This is a genomic window from Peribacillus sp. R9-11, assembly GCF_031345095.1.
Lineage (GTDB): Bacteria > Bacillota > Bacilli > Bacillales > DSM-1321 > Peribacillus > Peribacillus butanolivorans.
The window spans coordinates 2,070,557-2,089,926 of sequence record NZ_CP133763.1 but is presented as its reverse complement, the minus strand read 5'-3'; the positions used below and the strand labels follow the sequence as shown (position 1 = coordinate 2,089,926).

The 19,370-nt window shown below is 34.8% G+C and carries 16 protein-coding genes and 2 pseudogenes; 9 read left to right on the top strand and 9 right to left on the bottom strand.

Features of this window, described 5'->3' with window-relative positions:
* Positions 1-88 precede the first annotated feature (88 nt).
* From RE409_RS10235 to RE409_RS10220, 4 genes are all read left to right on the top strand, one after another.
* Complete coding sequence (locus tag RE409_RS10235; protein WP_116821842.1) at positions 89-727, top strand: LexA family protein; 639 nt, start codon at positions 89-91, stop codon at positions 725-727.
* A 512-nt stretch (positions 728-1,239) separates the two neighbouring features.
* Entirely contained in the window at positions 1,240-1,566 is a 327-nt protein-coding gene (locus tag RE409_RS10230) for a DUF4183 domain-containing protein (protein WP_207198844.1), read from the top strand.
* Between the two features lie 500 nt (positions 1,567-2,066).
* Complete coding sequence (locus RE409_RS10225; RefSeq protein ID WP_201224963.1) at positions 2,067-2,627, top strand: copper resistance CopC family protein; 561 nt, start codon at positions 2,067-2,069, stop codon at positions 2,625-2,627.
* Between the two features lies 1 nt (position 2,628).
* A complete protein-coding gene (locus RE409_RS10220) occupies positions 2,629-3,720 on the top strand; it encodes a CopD family protein (protein ID WP_309558927.1) in 1,092 nt (363 codons plus the stop codon).
* Positions 3,721-4,465: 745 nt separating this feature from the next.
* Here RE409_RS10220 and poxB read toward each other — a convergent pair.
* From poxB to RE409_RS10195, 5 genes and pseudogenes are all read right to left on the bottom strand, one after another.
* Positions 4,466-6,190: a ubiquinone-dependent pyruvate dehydrogenase gene (poxB, locus tag RE409_RS10215; RefSeq protein WP_201181247.1), complete on the bottom strand. Its 1,725-nt coding sequence runs from the start codon at positions 6,188-6,190 to the stop codon at positions 4,466-4,468.
* Positions 6,191-6,468: 278 nt separating this feature from the next.
* The gene (locus RE409_RS10210) at positions 6,469-6,621 is read right to left on the bottom strand and encodes a hypothetical protein (RefSeq protein WP_201224964.1); all 153 of its coding nucleotides are present in this window, start codon (positions 6,619-6,621) and stop codon (positions 6,469-6,471) included.
* Between the two features lie 272 nt (positions 6,622-6,893).
* Entirely contained in the window at positions 6,894-7,064 is a 171-nt protein-coding gene (locus tag RE409_RS10205) for a hypothetical protein (protein WP_201181248.1), read from the bottom strand.
* A gap of 162 nt (positions 7,065-7,226) precedes the next feature.
* Positions 7,227-7,385, bottom strand: a pseudogene (locus RE409_RS10200) (histidinol-phosphate transaminase); the annotation flags it as partial.
* A gap of 402 nt (positions 7,386-7,787) precedes the next feature.
* The gene (locus tag RE409_RS10195; RefSeq protein ID WP_201181249.1) at positions 7,788-8,654 is read right to left on the bottom strand and encodes a LysR family transcriptional regulator; all 867 of its coding nucleotides are present in this window, start codon (positions 8,652-8,654) and stop codon (positions 7,788-7,790) included.
* Between the two features lie 240 nt (positions 8,655-8,894).
* Between RE409_RS10195 and RE409_RS10190 the strand changes: the two genes are divergently transcribed.
* The 3 genes from RE409_RS10190 to RE409_RS10180 all read left to right on the top strand — a co-directional run bounded on the left by RE409_RS10190 (position 8,895) and on the right by RE409_RS10180 (position 12,440).
* Positions 8,895-9,563 (top strand): L-2-amino-thiazoline-4-carboxylic acid hydrolase, encoded by a 669-nt coding sequence (locus RE409_RS10190; protein WP_242486123.1) that lies wholly within the window; start codon positions 8,895-8,897, stop codon positions 9,561-9,563.
* The gene (locus RE409_RS10185) at positions 9,556-10,773 is read left to right on the top strand and encodes a Zn-dependent hydrolase (RefSeq protein WP_201224965.1); all 1,218 of its coding nucleotides are present in this window, start codon (positions 9,556-9,558) and stop codon (positions 10,771-10,773) included. The genes RE409_RS10190 and RE409_RS10185 overlap by 8 nt, the downstream gene beginning before the upstream one ends.
* Positions 10,774-10,976: 203 nt before the next feature.
* On the top strand, positions 10,977-12,440 hold the full coding sequence (locus RE409_RS10180) for a sodium/proline symporter (RefSeq protein WP_201249741.1): 1,464 nt from the start codon (positions 10,977-10,979) through the stop codon (positions 12,438-12,440).
* A 411-nt stretch (positions 12,441-12,851) separates the two neighbouring features.
* On the opposite strand, the gene abc-f is transcribed toward RE409_RS10180, so the two are convergent.
* The 4 genes and pseudogenes from abc-f to RE409_RS10160 all read right to left on the bottom strand — a co-directional run bounded on the left by abc-f (position 12,852) and on the right by RE409_RS10160 (position 17,239).
* Complete coding sequence (gene abc-f, locus RE409_RS10175) at positions 12,852-14,489, bottom strand: ribosomal protection-like ABC-F family protein (RefSeq protein ID WP_201181252.1); 1,638 nt, start codon at positions 14,487-14,489, stop codon at positions 12,852-12,854.
* A gap of 734 nt (positions 14,490-15,223) precedes the next feature.
* Positions 15,224-15,335 (bottom strand): annotated as a pseudogene (locus RE409_RS10170) (CoA-transferase); the annotation flags it as partial.
* A 48-nt stretch (positions 15,336-15,383) separates the two neighbouring features.
* Positions 15,384-16,313, bottom strand: coding sequence for a VanW family protein (locus RE409_RS10165; protein ID WP_242486185.1), 930 nt, complete (start codon positions 16,311-16,313; stop codon positions 15,384-15,386).
* A gap of 71 nt (positions 16,314-16,384) precedes the next feature.
* Positions 16,385-17,239 (bottom strand): hypothetical protein, encoded by an 855-nt coding sequence (locus tag RE409_RS10160; protein WP_201181253.1) that lies wholly within the window; start codon positions 17,237-17,239, stop codon positions 16,385-16,387.
* Between the two features lie 731 nt (positions 17,240-17,970).
* Here RE409_RS10160 and RE409_RS10155 point away from each other — a divergent pair.
* Positions 17,971-18,468 carry a hypothetical protein gene (locus RE409_RS10155; protein WP_201254505.1) on the top strand — a complete coding sequence of 166 codons (498 nt, stop codon included), beginning with the start codon at positions 17,971-17,973 and terminating at the stop codon, positions 18,466-18,468.
* A gap of 217 nt (positions 18,469-18,685) precedes the next feature.
* Positions 18,686-19,324 carry a hypothetical protein gene (locus RE409_RS10150; protein WP_201254504.1) on the top strand — a complete coding sequence of 213 codons (639 nt, stop codon included), beginning with the start codon at positions 18,686-18,688 and terminating at the stop codon, positions 19,322-19,324.
* Positions 19,325-19,370: the final 46 nt, after the last annotated feature.

Below are 19,370 nucleotides of genomic sequence, written 5' to 3'. Positions count from 1 at the left end.
AGTTAACAACAAATTGTTGTAAAATTCACACACTTTAAGTTTACTCATATTCACTCATAGTGTATATTCAAGGTAGAGGTGAAGAAATATGCACATTGGAGAACGAATTAAAAAGTTAAGAAAAGAACGAAGAATGACCCAAGAAGATTTAGCAAAAATATTAAAAGTTGCTCCTACAGCAGTATCAGCCTGGGAATCGGGGCGTAACAAACCTTTAATGGATAAATTAAGCCTGATGTCTACTTGCTTTGATATACCGCTTTCCCACCTCATTGAAGGATCACCTACAGTTGAAGATAATCCTTCAATGGAATATTTAAACGAGAAGAACGTCAGATTAATTGGTGTTTACGGCAATATCCCTGCTGGTGAACCGAATTTTGCCCGAGAGTATATAGAAGCATATATGCCGACATTAAATTCTATGCTTGAAACAAACAAAGAATATTTTTATCTTAAGGTAAATGGCAACAGCATGAATAAAGAATTCAGCGACGGTTCACTTATCCTAGTTGAAAAAACAACCTATGTTGAAAGCGGTAAAATTGGTGTGGTCTTAGTAAATGGTCATGATGCTACAGTCAAAAAAGTGAACATTTTCGAAGAAAACATCACACTGATTCCATCCAGCACAGATCCATTTTATGAAGAAAAAACTTATAATATCAACAAAGATCGGGTTCGAATATTAGGAAAAGTAGTTCAAGCAATAAAAATATACGATTGATAATTCCAATCGTGAGCATTTAAAGTTGGGCGAAGGTTCACCCTCTTTTAGATGTTTTGTCATTTAATTTATTTCTCTATCAAGGAAGCCCTGGTCATTTTCATCTATCAACCAGGTTGGACCATTATTAATTTTTGCAGCAATCCCACAAAATCTACCGCACAATAAGAAGAACCCTTTTTTATCGTAGGATTCTAATATTTAACAAGTCAGGTTTTTCATTCTTTAATTTCGGTTATACTATCGTTCACAACCACTTATAAGATTCGTAAAATTAGAGTATTATATTTCGCCTCTGTAGCTCTAGAAGGGAAGAGCGCCGGAAAACATTGTAGCCACCGGGTCGCAAGGTAAGGGTTTCAGAAGCACCGAAAAGCAAATAAGCTGAGGCAGGTGCAATTCCTGCCGGTGAAAATCCGTAGGGAAGCGTGTTCTCCCCTATCCTATGCTTACGAAAGGAGTGCGGGTTCGAATCCCGTCAGAGGCTTTCACTTCCTATTGCACAAGTTGCGTTGTTTCCATCTGTTGTAAGGTTCTTCAATGAAGTTACTGCCACTGTTACAGGTGCAGGGAATTTAAGAATTGCAGTTGAAGACTTCTGGACTGACACAGGAGCAGATGCTTCTACACTACCAGCTTTAGCAACACATAATAGTTACTTTAATGGTTATGTTAATTGTGTACTGCAGATGGATGATCTATTAACCTATACTCCTGGAGGTGCAGGTGTAGGGCAATTAGTAATTACAGTTCCTGCTGGTTCAACTATTGAACAAAATTCATACCCACGAGCGATACAACTGTTATCAATTAATCCATTAAAGACCTCTGAAGAATAAGGGGATAAACCTTCTCTCTCCCAAATTGCATGTATAGTTACTCTTACATTTGAGTTGTAGAATTGTATCAGCAATATTTCTATTTATCGATACTTTTCTTAATTTATCTATTCGTTAGTTATCGAAAAACAAGCGCATGGATGGGATTATTTTGAGGTGTTTTGCTTGTGTTTCCCTTTTACATTGCGATGTTAACGAGTATTAAATTTTTATAAAAGTGAGTGAATTGGGGTGCTGAAAAAAGGGTGCAATTAAAGGTTGATAGAATTTTTTTCAATTCCTCTTTTACTCGATTTCCCTTTTCCTCGTCCTATCAAAAAGTCCTCACTATTGTCATTTTGAGTTGAAAATAAAATCTTTTCACTCCTATTGTTCCACCACATTCAAATATTTTGTTTATGCCGAGTTTGCCAATTTGTCGAAAATTTGTTGTAATGATGGTTTGAATATAATACCCACTCTGATACAATGAGTGCGTTATTACTATTTGGAGGTTAATTATGATAAAAAAGTTATTTTTATTTACGTTTATATTCTTCCTAGCATTTGTAAACAATGCTTTGGCTCACACTGGTTTAGAAAGCTCATCTCCTCAAAATGGAGCTATCGTTAAAGAGGAATTGCAAGAAATCACATTAACTTTTGAATCAAAGATAGAACAGAACAGTACATTTGAGATTCAAAATTTAAATGGAGATTCAATACCTGTTAAAAATATCTCTATAACAGAGAATAAAATGATAGGTAGTTTTTCAAATCCTTTAGAGAATGGGAAATATCAAGCGAAATGGAAGATTATCGGAGCAGATGGGCATCCTATTGATGGAGATTTTTCCTTCTCGGTAGATATGCCTGTTACTGAAACTCCTGCAGAAGTACAAAAGGAACCAAAAAAAGAAGATGCGAAACAAGTAGAAGAAAATAAACCAAAAACAGCAAATGAACCAAAAGAAGAAATTGAACAAAACAAATTGCCCTCCTATATAATTCCATCTATCATTGGTGTATTAATTGTGATCGTTGTTGGAAGTTTCATATGGGTATTGAGAAGGAAAAAATAAAATGTTTTTAATAGGAATCATTAGTGAGGCATTGTTATATCTTTGCTTTGCTCTTCTCATCGGTAGCTTTCTCTTATATCTTGTGCCAAGCTCTTATCGACCGGATATAAACGTACCAAAGGGTTATTTAATGATGGCTATAGGGGGTATAGCCATCTTTTCGTTTATCCCCGTTTTACAATTGATTTTATACCTATATGAGGATATTGGATTTGCACAAACTTTTCAGTCTGTTCTTTTTACATTTGAAGTAGGAAAAGCGTGGGTTTTTACTTACATTTTCTCAAATTTATTATTTATTTTAGTGGTTTGGTTTGATTATCGAAAAAGGGCTCTCTATTCTTACATTGGGATTATCTTCACGCTCATATTAATTCTTGCACTTGGTTGGTCAAGTCATGCCAGTTCGTATGATCAGGTGAAGGGCTTTTTAAATCAATCAGCCCATTTTACTGCTGTTAGTGTTTGGACAGGGATACTAATCGTTGTTAGTTGGTTTTCAAAAAATCATTCTAATTGGTTGAATTTCTTAAAATGGTTTACACCTGTTGCTATTGTTTGCTTTGCAAGTACTATTGTGACAGGTCTTATACTAATGACCTTTGTTGTTGAGTTTAAGAATTATCCCAATTCTTGGATGATCCCTTATGGACAAGCACTATTGTTTAAACATATATTGATTATTCCTTTAATGGTTTACGCAGTAATCAATAGTATTCTTATGAAAAGGAAATTAGAGAAAGATATAAACTTTAATCCAAAACCTTGGGCAAGAGTAGAAAGTATCGTAATTCTGCTTATATTTTCAGCAACTGCAGCATTAGGACAACAATCACCACCACACGAAACAACTGTAACAAGTGAAGTGGTTTCTAAATTATTTACGATGTTTTATCAAGGGCAGTTTCAGCCAGAAATGACTGTTCAACTTGTTCTAAACTCAACAAGTATGTCTCTTATTTTGTTAGCCCTTTTATTCTTAGTTTTAACCATTTTTTCATTCACCAAGAAAGCCCCTGCTGTCGTTTCTTTTTTTATGTGTATCCTATTAGTGCTATGCGTTTATTTATCTCTCATATTAGGACTCCAATAAAAATTACTAATAAATTACTCCCCTTGTATTTACTAGTTTCTGATATAAATGCAGGAAGATATGGGGCGTATGGTATATTATGACAACTCTTATAGAAAAACTATTTGCTAACAAAACAAGAGAGATAAAAGATGCTGCTTAGTTTTTTAATACGTAGATTCAAAAGATCGCCAGATAGGCGGTCTTTTTTGCAATCTTCATGTTTAATTTCCATCAGTATGATCGTTTCCCTTTGTCTATCTATACTTCATTTTTAACCCTTAATTTTTGAAAGTCTTAAAAAAACAAAAATTGGGTTGGACAGATATTTACGGATTACAGATTATTCATATATTCTATCGAGGTTTTTTTTGAAATAGATATTATAGGAATATATATCATGCCACTTTAGCAAAAGGTCTTAAAATTGGGAAGCTAGCTAAATCCATACCGCTGCACCTAGGAAGGCATTAACGGTTTGATCTAAATCAGCATCAGGCATAATGATCATGTGGTTCTTTTACCACCAAAAGTAGCGACTCGTTTATTATTTCGGCATCCCTCGTAGAACCCACAAAAGAAATAATTTCTATTTTAAGAAGACATAGAAAAAAGAATGTGAGGCCCTATTTGTGCTCATGCAGATTTACACAGCCCTTTTATTTTACAGTATCAGAGCAGGCTAATGTTCAACCTGCCTGCATTTTTTTATGTTTTAACCTTCACCTTATTTGCTTTCTATTAACACTTGCCTCTTACTTACATACTATCGGATGAGATTGGTCTTAGCCAGCTCCACAATATCATTACCCTGGCCATTCAGCACAGCTTTAAGCATCCAAAGAGTGAATCCTTGTGCCTGTTCTAATTTGATACTAGGCGGAAGTGAAAGCTCCTGGCGGTTTACTACCACGTCAAGTACAACTGGGCCGTTATGTGAAAACGCTCGTTTCACCGCATTCTCAAGATCTGCCGGGTCTTCTACACGAATTCCTTCTATTCCCATCGCCTGGGCAACATCAGCGAAGTTTGGATTCTCAAGACCTGTCCCTGTTTCTAGGTAGCCTGAAGACTTCATCTCGAGTTCTACGAAACCTAGAGCATTGTTGTTAAATACAACTACTTTTACCGGTAATTTATGCTGCCGAAGCGTCAATAAATCACCCATTAACATTGAGAGTCCTCCATCTCCAGACAGTGCCACTACTTGAACTTCCGGTCTCGCAGCCTGGGCTCCAATTGCCTGAGGCAAAGCATTTGCCATCGTTCCGTGATTGAAAGATCCCAGAAGTCGTCTTTTTCCGTTCATTTCCAGGTATCGTGCAGCCCATAAAGTTGGTGTACCTACATCACATGTAAACACTGTGCCCTCACTGGCGAGATTGCTTATTACTTTAGTAAGAAATTGCGGATGAATCGGCATCCTTCCTGGCTTCCCTATTGCAAGCTTATCCAATCCCCTGCGAACATCCCGATAATTTGAAACAAATTTATCTAGATGATGAGTGTCATGTGTTTCACTTAAAAGAGGAAGAAGTGATTCAACTGTATATTTAACGTCTCCACAAAGTCCAAAGGTTAAAGCTGCTCGGCGGCCTAAATGTTCCGCTCGAATATCAACTTGTAAAATAATAGATTTTTTTGGTAAAAATTGCCTATACGGGAAGTCGGTACCAAGCATTAATAATACATCACAATCCATCATGGCATGATATCCAGATGAATATCCAATAAGACCCGTTAGTCCCACCAAATATGGATTATCATACTCAAGATGTTCTTTCCCTCTAAGTGCAATGACCATTGGCGACTTAAGTTTGTCACAAAGCTGCATCAACTGAGCGTGGGCTCCTTCACATCCTGCCCCGCACAATAATGTGATGCGTTTACCACTATTAAGATATTCTGACAGGCGTTTTAACTCTTCATCAGATGGCCGAACAACCGGCTGTGTTATGTGGATTACCTGTTCAGGAACACTTTCATTGTCAGCGAGTAAAGCAACATCTCCAGGAAGAACGAGGACAGAGACACCTTTTCGTGAAATGGAATGTTGTAGAGCCATCGTAACCATGCGGGGCATCTGTTCAGGTTTTGTCACAACCTCACAGAAATGACTGCACTCCTTGAATAAATGCTCAGGATTTGTTTGTTGGAAATAGTCTCCTCCAATTTCATTACTTGGTATATGTGCCGCAATAGCCAACACTGGTATTCGACTTCGATGACAATCGTAAAGTCCATTGATTAGGTGAAGATTCCCCGGGCCACTGCTTCCTGCACAAACTGCGATACTGTTACTTAATAATGCGTCAGAACCCGCAGCGAAGGCTGCAACCTCCTCATGCCTCACCGATATCCAATCAATCTTCCCCGAACGGCGAATGGAATCTAAAACAGCGTTCAGTGAGTCACCCACTATCCCGTAAATCCGTTTTACTCCAGCGTTCAGCAAAGAATCAATCAGTAAATCTGCTATTGTTTGTTTCATCCTTTTCCTTTCCTCCTTAGTAAATATAAAAATCTTGTATTTTATTACCTGCGTCTTAACAAAATAATAATCCTACTATTAATTTCAATTTATTAACATTAAGGTTTCCTTTTTACTGTTTAATATTCTGTTGATGTAAACATCCTTTCACTAAGGCGGAGTTTCGACTTATCATTATTGAAAAAGCTGCCTTAAAGACAGCTCCGATCTTAAGCTAACGCACCTGTTAGTTGAAAAAGTTCGTATCAACTTATTTGTTCTGATTTATACTCAATCTTCTATGCTTGATACATTTTATCTTGAAATTCATAAGAAATTTCAATCGTACCAATGAACATGGCGGGAGTAATTTGACCACCTACAGAAGCCACCAAATGATTATCAACCACATCAAATTTGACGATACTGCCAAAAGCAACATCATTAAACAAATGGTCTGGGGGATTTGAAACTTTTCGATATTAATTACCGTTTTCTTTTCGCCAATTGACACTACAGCTTCATGTTGTGTCAGTTTTGTTTTAATTTTTCAAAATAATCGCTATAGGATTGTCTACTAGAACCTCTTCATAAATCTCGCCTATATTGGTTTGGGTTTTTTTAGTACATGGACTTCACTATCTAAAGCCTCTGTGCCATAACCCTTTGTTAATACAATAGTTAAATCCTTCTTCTTATCTTGATTTAAGTCATTGTATAGGATTCATGGGGCATATGAAGGATTGGTTACATTCACCCAATAAGGAAAATATCTTGTTCCCCCATCAATCTTCATCTCGAATTCTCTGTACATGCCATTTTTTCTATCTATGTCATTAGCATATAAAATAACATTGGCTCTTTTAATTTTGAAATAACCTTTTTGGCGTTTCATTCCTTTTCGAATAAAGAATTCTAAGTGATTTTTAATCAAACTTATTTATAAAACGGAATATTCATTCAAAAAGATAAGAATCCATTTTGATCAACCTTTTTTCAAAATGGATTCTTTTATGTGCCGTAGAATATAAGTTTGTTGAACGTTTTTGATTAAACCTGCTTTGGGTGATGGTCCAATAGGATTCTCATTAGAAGCTAATTTAATAACCCTTTTCAGCCCTAATTTTTTTTGAACTTCCCATAATGGTTTACCTGGTGTATACGGCTTAAGTTTATCCAGTGCTTTACGAGACCTTATCTGATTGGTGTTGTACATTGCCTACTCCTTCAAATCGATTTAGTTTTTTACTCATCTACTAAAACAAACTATAAAAAGATTTTAAATTTTCCTATAAGAAAAATCCCATGATAAAGAGGTAATTCTGAAACAATTCACTCATTTAACCAATAAATAATCATTATTTAGCCATTAATGTGATTGGTAGATTAGAATCGACTCTATAATAATAAAAGATTTAATATTTTTATCATCATTCAATTAAACAATTTTTTTACCATCTATTAACTTTTAATTAATAAAAAAGAATCATGAAAACATCATGATCCTCAGTTGATATAAGATGCTTCCGCAAACCTTTTCTGTTCATTTATTGAAAATATACAATTAATACAAGTGTGACAACGACAAATAGTTTGTTTATGTGCTAAAGAGCTGTTTTCATTTTAACCATTCCTGAATAAACTCAATTAGTTTTTTCGATCCTGGTGACATATAACGTAAGGAAGTGGCTGCAATTCCAATGGAGCGATAATAATTACCTTCCAAAGGGATTATTCGAATACTCTCGTGGATTCGATACAGTATCATTTCAGGGAGGATACTGATTCCAAGACCATTTTGCACCATGGAAATGATCGCCTGATCTTCAGCGATTTCATATTTGATTTTTGGTTTGATTTTGTGTTCTTTCAAAATTCTTCGAACATCCTTATCGATGCTTGATTTAGGCATGATAAAAGATTCATCTTTGAGTTGATCTAAGTAAATGATATCCTGCTGATTTAGAGGGTGCGTATCAGGTAAAATACACAATAGTCTATCTTTTTTTAACGGAATCACTTCATATGCCTTTGAAACTGGCAAGGACATAAAACCAAAATCAATGGTTCCATCCGAGATCCATTGATCAATTTCATCGTAATCTCCTTCAAATAGTTTTATTTCAATGTACGGGAAATCTTTATTAAATTGCTTAATAATCATAGGCAACCATTGAATAGACACACTCGGAAGTGTACCGATTCGTACGATACCTGTTTCTAGTCCATTAATTTTAGATACTTCCTGCATCATCAGCTCATTCCATTTTAATATTTCTCGCATATAAAGCAGCATTTTTTCTCCATTGCTGGTTAAATGAATACCTAAACGTCCCCGAGTAATCAACGAAAAACCGAAGTCGGACTCAAGACTTGCGATTGCATGACTTACAGCTGATTGAGTTAATCCAACTACTTCCGCTGCTTTCGATAGACTTCCTGTTTCTACAACGGTTCTAAAGATCTCATATTTGATCAGTGTCATTCATAGTCACTCCAACTATTAATTTTTTTCATATTTTATATTACAATTATTCATTTGATTTATATAAAGAATTGAATTTATAATAACAATTAATCAATTGCTAGTAAATTTATCGGTTTTATAAATTTAGAAAACTAACTTAAACGAAAGCTAGGATTATACTAAAAAATGAAAAATAGAAAGTGAGTGTTTATATTGAGTAAAACGAATCATGTTATCCCACCATATTCCATGGAAGTCATGACAGCTAAATTATTTACAGAAATAGAAAAAATCATTGTTTCGAAATATAAAGAAAATGGAAAGGCATTACTGCAACAAGGAATTGATAATTTTGGATATAAAGACGCGGAAGAGATTGCGATAAAAGCAACGACAGAAAGAGAAAATCATACGTTATTTGACTATATTCCTAAAGATCATAACAGTCAAAATAAGTATGGAAATCTTACACCCTTTGCCCTATTTGCAAGATTATTTGCCCAAATTACGAAAGCTATAGTAGATACTTATGGCGATGAAGGAGAAGAAGCTATTCAAGAAGGTATATGGCAATTTGGTGAAAAGCGTGGTCGTGGTATTGCACAAAGAGCCAGAGTGAATGGGGCAGACAACACAATTGATCAATACTTAACAAACTACGATATGGGGCGAAGTGATTTGTTTACCATTGAAACGGTGAATAAACCTGAGGAAATCGAGCAAACATTTACAGTATGTCCATTAGGCCAACAATGGGCTGATGACGATATGCATTCTTACGGACTTGTTTATTGTAGGGTGATAGATGATGCAATTGCTCATGGTTTTAACAATAAATTTAACGTCGTACATGATCAATTTGTGTTAAAAGAAGGACAATGTCATTTTCGTTTTCAATTAAAAGATTCAGAGAAAAAAAATGATTAATATCAAGCGATTAAATACCCATTTAGAAGAGTTATCTATCATTGGAAAAACAATGGAAGGTGGCATAAATCGGTTTTCTTATACAAGTGATGAGAGACGAGCAAATGAACGAGTCAAACAATATATGGAATCTGCTGGTTTAACCGTCCATTATGATACAGTGGGCAATCTGATTGGGAGTCAAGAGGCTACGGATGATTTACCCACTATTTTAATAGGTTCACATATTGATACCGTTCCAAATGGCGGAAAGTATGATGGGAGTTTAGGAGTCTTAACCGCCATTGAAGTCATACATTCGTTAAAAGAAAAAGAAATTGAACTGAAACATCCCGTTAAAATTGTTGCCTTTAAGGATGAGGAAGGAACCCGTTTTGGCTTTGGTATGATTGGGAGCCGAGCTGTCGCAGGTACATTGACATCCAATGATTTAAAAAAAGTAGATAATCAAGGGATATCGATTGAACAAGCCATGAGGGATTATGGATTAGAAAAGCAGCATCTCCAAAGTGCGAAAATAGAAAACGTAAAGTGCTATTTAGAAGTACATATCGAACAAGGAAAGATTCTTGAAAATAATGAAGCAGCAGTAGGTAATGTAACTGGTATCGCTGGTCCAGTGTGGCTTCAGTTCAAATTAACAGGACTGTCAGAGCATGCTGGTGCAACACCGATGAATCAAAGACAAGATGCTTTAGTAGGAGCAAGTTTAATTATTGCAGAGGTTGAAAAAATAGCTAAGGAGTCCCCTTCATCTGTAGCTACTGTGGGCAAACTTTCTGTAAAACCAAACGGCGTGAACGTCATTCCTGGTGAGGTGGAATGGACAATTGATATTAGAGATATCGATGAAAAAACCAGAGATCAAGTCGAACAAGAGATTAGAAAATTCGCGAAAAAGATAGCTAATGATCGACAATTACACTTAGAAATCTCTGTATTACAACGTGTTGCACCTGTTCGTTGTGAAGACAACATTCAAGATGTCATAAAGGAAAGTATTCAAGAATTAGGTGAATCCATCGTCTCTTTACCTAGTGGTGCCGGACATGATGCCATGCAGTTTAAAAATCGATTCCCAATTGGTATGATTTTTGTTAGATCGAAAGATGGGATCAGTCATAATCCAAGAGAATTTTCTTCAGAGCAAGATATTGAAAAAGCCGCTAAAGTCTTATATTTAACAATTCTACAATTAGACCAAAACTAAAGAATATATCATTGTAGTATGTTCAGAGCCTGTTTATGATTATACTCTTTCAAAATCTGGCTCTGTTATTTATATAAATCAAGGGTTAAATCATGTTTTTGAAATTAGTTGTTAACCATGAATAATCCCTGATGGGAAAAAAATTTTGTATTTATTCTCACTATACAACTTTGTTTAATATAATTTATAAAGGAGATAATAAAATGAATTTTTCAGGATCTTCGATTGTTTTTGCCGAAATCATCATTTACCTTCTCTTAATGCTTGGAGTGGGTGTGCTCTTTAGTAGAAAAAAATTGGACCACGCTGATTATTTTCTCGGAGGAAATAAGTTACCTGGTTGGGCACTAGCTTTTTCTGAAAGAGCTACAGGTGAATCCGCCTATATGTTCTTAGGGGCAGTAGGTTTTATTTATGTAACAGGTTTGTCAGGAATATGGATCTTATCGGGAATGTTTATAGGCGTCCTCTTTTCTTGGCTCTTTTTAGCCAAAAGATTTATGAATGAAACAAAAAAATATAAAGTGTATACATTAACCGACTATATAGCTGTGAAATTTCCTAATCACACTAATTTGATTCGTTGGTTGTCATCGATCATTATGGTCATATTTTTTACTTGCTACTTAGCAGCTCAATTTTCCGGTGTTGGTAAAACTCTTTATTCTTTTTCTGGACTTAATATTACGGTAGGAACCATTGTAGTTGCCCTCATCATTATTGCCTACTCTTGTATGGGTGGGTTTATGTCAGTTGTATGGACTGATACAATTCAAAGTTTTTTAATGGTTTTAGCGTTTATTATCGTTCCAATTGCAGGATTTTTTGAAATTCAACAAAATGATTTATCGATTTCGTATACCTTAAGTTCAATGGGAAGTGGTGCAGATAGTTGGATCGGAGGATTATCTGGACTAGCCATCGGAGCCATGCTATTTACAAACCTTTCTTGGTTCTTTGGCTGGCTTGGCGGACAGCCGCAATTAAGTTCTCGCTTTATGGCGTTAAAGGATGAAAAAGAACTAAAAACAGGAAAAATTGTTGCGATTATTTGGACATTAATTGTCTACGTCGGTGCCTTTTTATCTGCCATTTTTGCTTCCGTTATCTATAAACAAGGAACGATTGAAGATTCTGAAATGATTTTGCCTCATATGGTATTCGATTTGTTGCCACCATGGGTTGCAGGAATCATCATTGCAGGAATTTTAGCTGCTATCATGTCAACAGCTTCTTCTCAATTACTCGTTATTACAACATCAGTAAGTGAAGATATTGTTCATAAAGCAATGGGTATGACGATAAAGAGTCAAACCTTAGTGAAATTATCTCGTTGCATTGCCATTGTAGCTGGTCTTGTAGGTATTGTTGTTTCGTTAGCATCTGGCTCCATTATTTATAATATGGTCAGTTTTGCTTGGGCAGGAGTCGGCAATACATTTTCTGCCGTCATTTTACTTATATTCTTTTGGAAAAAAACATCTGGTACAGGCGTAGTAGCCACTATTATTACAGGGTTTATCAGTGCCATCCTGTGGACCACTTCTCCTTTAGAAGCCATCGTGACTGCTAAAGCGGCCACTTTCTTTATCTGTCTTATTGTTGGTATTGTAGTGAGTTTATGGTTTCCTGAAAAAGTTTCAAAATCAGCTAAATTAGCTTCTTAATTGTTCCAAATAGGTTGGAAGGATTGACAGTTGCTAGTTCAAATCAGAATTACCTTATATAAACCTTGTAATCCTTGTCTCTCAAGGATTACAGGTTTTTTTGGATTTAAAAGAGTCTGTTGTGGATGTAATACAAAGTTGTACCCTAAGTAATAAATTTACTCCATTTTGAAATTATCAAGACCTAATAAAGGAAAGCTAACTGAATGGCAATACACATAGCAGATAAACTGGCAGCTGTATAGAGATAATAAAGTCTTTTATTTTGCTTTAAGAAACCCAAAGGAGATACTATCTAAAACGTAGTACCTCCTTTTTAAGCTCTTTAATATGATTCGTTCAGAGTAAATACAATTAATAAAACTAAAATCAAATTCGTTTAATTTCCACTAAAGTGCATTCGTTACTGAATTATAGATTTTCTAATCCCTTAATCTTTTTTGTAAGTTCATTGAATCTTTGATCGAGTTCTATATACTCTGGGCTTTTGGATGATAAAAAGCTCAATTTCCCTAATACTTCTTGTCGTTCTGTTTCAAGCTTTAAGCGCTGTTCTGCAAGTGAATCAACCTTTTCATTTGACTGCTTTAATTTCTTTTGTATACGGTGATTTTCAAAAATCAACTGAACTGAAGTCGTTTTACTCAAGAAATATTGATCGTGTGAAACAACGACCAACGTACCGGTATACTCTGCTAACGTTTTTTCCAATTGCTCTCTCGAAGGCAAATCTAAATGGTTTGTCGGTTCATCTAAAATTAGTACATCTTTTTCTTCCAGTATATATAGCATAAGCTTACACTTCACGCGCTCTCCCATACTCATCTGTTCAATTGGCTCAGACCATTGACTTGCTGTAAATCCTAAATGCTTCATTAAATTCTGAACCTTGCCCCGTTCTTTAAATGTTTCACGTTTAAATAATTGTTCAGGCGTTTTCTCTAGAGGCAAGTCAAATACTTGCTGCGTTAAATAACCAATATTCGCAGATGGGGAAACCCAAATGTCCCCTTCAGCAAACTCATTGCCCATTACGATATTTAAAAATGTCGTTTTCCCACTACCATTCGGGCCAATAAGTGCTACTTTTTCACCGTGTTGAATTGTAAAATTCGTCTGTTCAAATAATATTCGTTCCCCAAAATCCTTTTTTAAGTTTTTCACCTCTAAAAATCTTTTGCCGACCTTCGTATTCGCTTCTAACGAAAATCGAACAAGATAATCTTCCTCAACACGTTCAACCTTTGTCTTCTCAAGTTCCTTCTCAAGACGTTTACGCTTAGATTTGACTTGAGAATCCATTCGTTTCGCTTTTAGGCGGTAATATTCTTTAAATCCTTCTTGCTTAGTCGATTGTGCATGCGCTTTTTGCGACCACGATGTCAGTTCGTTTATTTGATTTTCTACGAGTTCCATTTTTCTTTGTTGTTTTTCGTACTCTCTTTGTTGAGTTAATCTTCTTTGTTCTCGAATCTTTATATAATGTGTATAATTTCCTTTTTGCTCGAATAATTTCGTATTTTCAATCGACCAAATTTTCGTCGCTACAGTATCCAAAAAATATCTGTCATGTGAAACGACAATGATTGTACCCGTATAATTTTCTATTTGATTAACTAACAGCTCCGTACTTTCTATATCTAGATGGTTTGTTGGTTCATCTAATAAGAGTAAATGCGGTGCTAACGCGAAACCTTTTGCAAGACGAATTTTGAGCTTTTCTCCGCCACTTAACACTTCGTAAGGAACATCTGGAATATGCCATTTCGCCATTAGAGTAGCTTCTAATTGTGTAACATGCTCAGATGCGTATGTTTGTTTTTCCTGATCCACTAAAAAGACTTCGGTTTTGCTATTTTCCCATTCAACCTGTCCCTCAGATAGTTTTACATGTCCAAGTAAAATTTGTAATAGCGTGGACTTTCCGCTACCATTACGGCCAACTAGACCAATCACTTCTCCACGACCAATAGTTGCGTTAAGATCTTTAAATATAATACGGTCCATAATTTCTAAATTTATTTGATTTAATTTTACGATTTCTTTCATCGTATCACCCTTTCTTTTTCAAGGGAGAAAAAAATCCTCCCAAATGAATTTGGAAGGATTAGTTGCATTTTTCATAATGAAAATAAGCTATTTAATGAATAGCTTAAAAAATTATATGGAAAATGGGCAGACTAATCCTATTTTTTAATTTGAAAAATTTTCTCAAATGTTTGAAATAAGATTAGAACTTCATCGGCCACCCATCATCCCTTCTAATATGATTTAATATATTATACCCACAAAATCGAATAATGAAAAGAAAAATCTGGTTAAACTATTCCGTTCCTCCACTCAGTATTTCCTCGAACGTTTCAGAATTTTTCTGTTTCATCTATTATTATCAGCTCTTTATTAATCGATTATAAAATTTAATTTTAGTTGAATAAACACTAATACCATGATTCAGTATGAATTTACTGTATAAAGGTATTAGCGATAAATTGATGATGAATTGCCTCGTAACATCGCTTGAATAACAAAGTTGAAAGTTTGATATACATATTCATTACTTTATTGTTTGGTCACATTTGTTTTCCGCTGCTAATTACCAATGGATCTTTGAAGGAAAGACCTTGTTTCAAATTAAGTCCCGCTGCTACAATGATGGTAAAAACAGCGCAAGCCATTAAATAAACAAAAGCTGATGTCTCGATATCTTATTAATTCAACACCATCACCAACTGCTTCTTTCATTTGTTCAATGTGTATTTTTGCTATGCTTACTCACATGTTCCGATAACGTGTTTCGCTCCGTTGACAAGATCCATCGCTCCACTCAAGTCCTTTGAAGACCTTGTCTGGGATCATCCAGTTTGCCAAATCACCATTTTCCGCTACTTCCATACCGCTAAAAAAACGAGAGAATATGGCCGCACAGATTGGTGGGCCCCTTGTTTAATCAACAATTTTCACATTCGTATAATCCAAAGCTTCCTTTAATATCTGACTTGAAGCATAGGGAACTTTCCGTGTCTCATTATTTATCATATCTGAAGAGTAAACACTGATACTTACTGTGCCTTCTTGCGTTGTAGCTCGGATTAGGATTGGTTGATTGTACTTGTTTTTAAAGCGAAAATCAGGACCATACCAGCTTACCGTGGCATCGCGGCCTGGTGGAACATAAGGAACATGCCTAGTATGGGAATAGCGGCGAATAATTTGTAACCCTGCATTGTCGATGGCATTATACAGAGTGGATGAAACCTGACAAATCCCTCCACCGACCCCTTCAGAAAACTCTCCTTTGACGATAACGCGAGCGGGCAAATATCCTTTGTTCACTGTTCTCTTACCAACGGCTTGGTTAAAAGAAAACGTCTCTTCTGGAAACACGACATAATTATTAATGGCGTCTGTAGCGAGCGAAATATTATTATAACGATTTTTATTATTCACATTAAAATAGGTTCTATATTCACCAATCTTATTTACACGAATCTGAGCAAGTAGTTCGTTATCAACCTTTGGATGAATGGCAAGTAAGGGAACTTCAACTTTCTGTTCTCTACGTCCGTATAGAAAGGAAAAAAATTGCTCTTTAAATGCTTGATGGTATAACTTGTAACCCACCCGCCCAGGAAGAATATTACCATTCTTGTCGATTGTGGCATTTACAGGCTCTTGATACACATGACGGTCTATTTTTTCGATAAGCTGATTGTATTTATCCACGTCCATCATAGGAACATCTAGAAATGGCATAGAAACATCAGCGCGTTTGACAACAGCAATCGTTTGCCCTTGCTGGGTTACCGATAAGCTGTCAGGAATATACACTTGTTGAACGAATAGTAAAAGGCCGGCAATCCATGTTAATCTCAGTGAAACCACCCCCACATTAATTTAATATGGGTTGGAATTTATCATTTCATGTATTCCTCATTTTACATATCCTATTTTAAGTCTTCATAGAGCGAATCTTGATCAATAAACCAACGATCAGTCAAACTGTCCCTTCGGATCATAAAATGCATAACCTTTTTTTCTTTGCCCTCTCTCTTCTTATAGATAGCTACTTGAACGGGTACATCCACGAGAAATACCCCATTTAGTTGCTCAGGTGGTTGTCTTAAAGGGTCAACCACACCAAAATATGTAATATCTTCAATAAGTTTATTGACACGATTAAGATGACTCGGATTTGATAAGGTCAGTGCTAATAATTTCTGATTTCCTTGATTAATGGAAATGGTAAAAATACGAATAAGTTCATAGGGACTTACCGTTTCTATATAATCGTCAAGCTTACCAGCCGCTTTCAATACCATTAATTTATGAGAAAGATCTTCGTTTTTCAAACGATGCGTTATACTTCCAGAGAAATGAACACAGAAGTGACCTGAAAAACCATTTTGAAGAGCACCAGCGCCATGTGGCATTCCATGCATAGATGCAGCAATCATTTGATTATTGATTAATACAATAATAGCTCTTCTATTCCAACTCCATTTATTATTATAAATTTTCTTCATGATTTGAGTATCTTCCTTGGTTAGTGGCTGTACATCGGCATGATGGCTACCTGCTCTTCGTTGTACTTTAAATGATAAACCAGTTTCAATATCTATAATGGTGAAATTTGTTTTATTAGGAATAATGTTATTTACAATCTCCCAAGGCAACATCTCAATTTTAAAGCTTATAGGTACATCTTCATCTTCCCATTCAATTGCATAAACAGTGTGATTAATCATTAACACAAATAAAAAAGTAACGATAAATACTTGATAAATTTTTTTGTTTTTCATTTGATTTCTCCATTGTGTTTTTTCTTATTATTTCTGGAAACACTGATTTGAATAGCTTTAAATATTTGGAAATACATCCATAAAGATGTTAAAAATATAATTTAACAATTAGGGTCTAATCACGTTTAGTGAATCAGCTTTAGTCCTAAATGTATTAATAAGATGGAATGAATCGAAAAACTATGAAAACAACACCAATCAAAATAAACGGGTAGCCTATTCCATCACTTACCGGGGAAGACAAGCTGGAAGGATACATTTCGATACTCCTTAATTATCATTTCGATTACTCTTTATACAATTAACATATGTGGCATTGACATATGCTAATTGTATAGATTATTAAATGATCTGAACCGCGTCATTCCACCGAGCTAGCTTTAATTTATTGTCAGCTGATCCTACTTTATCAAGAAGCATACTGTAGAGAGTTGGATATAGTGGCTCCAGGTGAAAATGTTTATAGTACGTATATTGACAATCATTATATATATAAACGGAACTTCTGTGGCGACACCATATGTTGCAGGTGCAACAGAAAAATTGGGAATCCTCATGAATATGGATATGGTGTCCTTGATAATACAAAAGCTTTAAAATTAGTACCTTCTAAAGAGGAAAGTTAAGACACAGACATTTTAACAATTCCCCCCATTTACAATCCCTTTAAAAGGGAAACAGTTCATTAGATTATTTATAATGGTTAAAAATAAATTAAGAGGAGATATCACATGAAAAAAACTTTATTTATTAAAAATATTTTATTAATCTTAATTATTGCTATTATGGGGGCTTGTAGTAATAAAAGTACTAGTAAAGAGGAAAATGTAAATTTGAATGTTCAAATAGATAAATTAACGGATGATGAATTTAAAGAAGTACAGGTGAATTACCTTAAAGACCCTAAAAAAAAGGATGACTTTAGAAAATTTTCTCTTACCTTCCAGATAGATGGTTCTAGTAAGAAGAGAGTAAATATACCAGACTTTAAGAAAGTAATTAATACAATTGATAATCAGCAGAGATATTGGTTCGGGAATTCCTCCGAAAAAGAAAGTGATAATTCTGATATATACAAGAGCGAATTTATATTCTATTCTAAGGGGATAACGGAAGATACCATCATAAAAGCTTTTGAAGAAAAAGAGGTCAAGGTTATTTTTTACAAAAAAGATAAAATTATTGATGAAAAACAATATAATATTGGGGATTCTTTAATATTCGAATAGAATAAATCTACTCTGAATAACGTTTGCAACTCTAATTAACATAATTGACCTTATTGGAAGCTACTAAACAATATCATCTGACAGATTGTCTGCTGGAAAATATCGTGCAAAACTAGATGGAACGTTCATGACAGTAAAAAATGGTCATTATTCAGCAATTGCAAATGGTTATAGTTATTTTGAGGTAAAATAAAAACATACTAGGTGGTTTTCTATATTGGAATGGATGAAACCTTTTGAAGCAAATAATCAGTTTGAAGACAATACAAACAGTCTTTTGGATTTCAAGATCAGGGAATGTATTCCCGAATCAAATATCCAAAAAAAATATTCACTATTAACTCAATTCTTTTTATTGTTGGGTTCTCAAGATGATAAGAGTGTTACTTCGTTATTTGTCGATAATAGAATTGATAATCAAGTAATCGAAGAAATCATTATGCATTTTGACAACACGAAAATTGTATTAGAAAATGAATTACCATCAGAAATAATGTTAAGTAAGCCGAATCAAGAATCTCTCTCTTTGATCAGATTGAATAATTTAAATCCAATAATAAAAAATCTATATGGGACAATTAACAACACACAATATGAATGGAGACCTCAAAAATCATACAAGATATTATCTGAATTTATAGAGAAATACGAAGATATGGAGTTCGATGAGGTGTTAGATTGTTTAAAAAACACATCACAGGGTCCTATAATTTCTCTTGCCTTATCCAGTTGGACTTTAGAAGATTCTTTAAAAGATACTTTTGCGATTAGATATTTCACGCACAAATGTAAGAATGTTTATTTATGGATCGATGATGCTAATATTGTTACTACAATTCAATTAGAATTAAATTAAAATAGGACTGGTTAAAAATTAAAAGAATAGCAATTGCTACTCTTTT

Excerpts from the sequence above, each read along its gene's own strand:
- RE409_RS10235 (WP_116821842.1), top strand. The coding sequence starts at position 89 with ATGCACATTGGAGAACGAATTAAAAAGTTAAGAAAAGAACGAAGAATG.
- RE409_RS10225 (WP_201224963.1), top strand. The coding sequence starts at position 2,067 with ATGATAAAAAAGTTATTTTTATTTACGTTTATATTCTTCCTAGCATTT.
- RE409_RS10220 (WP_309558927.1), top strand. The coding sequence starts at position 2,629 with ATGTTTTTAATAGGAATCATTAGTGAGGCATTGTTATATCTTTGCTTT.
- poxB (WP_201181247.1), bottom strand. The coding sequence starts at position 6,190 with ATGAAACAAACAATAGCAGATTTACTGATTGATTCTTTGCTGAACGCT.
- RE409_RS10205 (WP_201181248.1), bottom strand. The coding sequence starts at position 7,064 with ATGAAACGCCAAAAAGGTTATTTCAAAATTAAAAGAGCCAATGTTATT.
- RE409_RS10195 (WP_201181249.1), bottom strand. The coding sequence starts at position 8,654 with ATGACACTGATCAAATATGAGATCTTTAGAACCGTTGTAGAAACAGGA.
- RE409_RS10190 (WP_242486123.1), top strand. The coding sequence starts at position 8,895 with ATGACAGCTAAATTATTTACAGAAATAGAAAAAATCATTGTTTCGAAA.
- RE409_RS10185 (WP_201224965.1), top strand. The coding sequence starts at position 9,556 with ATGATTAATATCAAGCGATTAAATACCCATTTAGAAGAGTTATCTATC.
- RE409_RS10180 (WP_201249741.1), top strand. The coding sequence starts at position 10,977 with ATGAATTTTTCAGGATCTTCGATTGTTTTTGCCGAAATCATCATTTAC.
- abc-f (WP_201181252.1), bottom strand. The coding sequence starts at position 14,489 with ATGAAAGAAATCGTAAAATTAAATCAAATAAATTTAGAAATTATGGAC.
- RE409_RS10160 (WP_201181253.1), bottom strand. The coding sequence starts at position 17,239 with ATGAAAAACAAAAAAATTTATCAAGTATTTATCGTTACTTTTTTATTT.
- RE409_RS10155 (WP_201254505.1), top strand. The coding sequence starts at position 17,971 with ATGAAAAAAACTTTATTTATTAAAAATATTTTATTAATCTTAATTATT.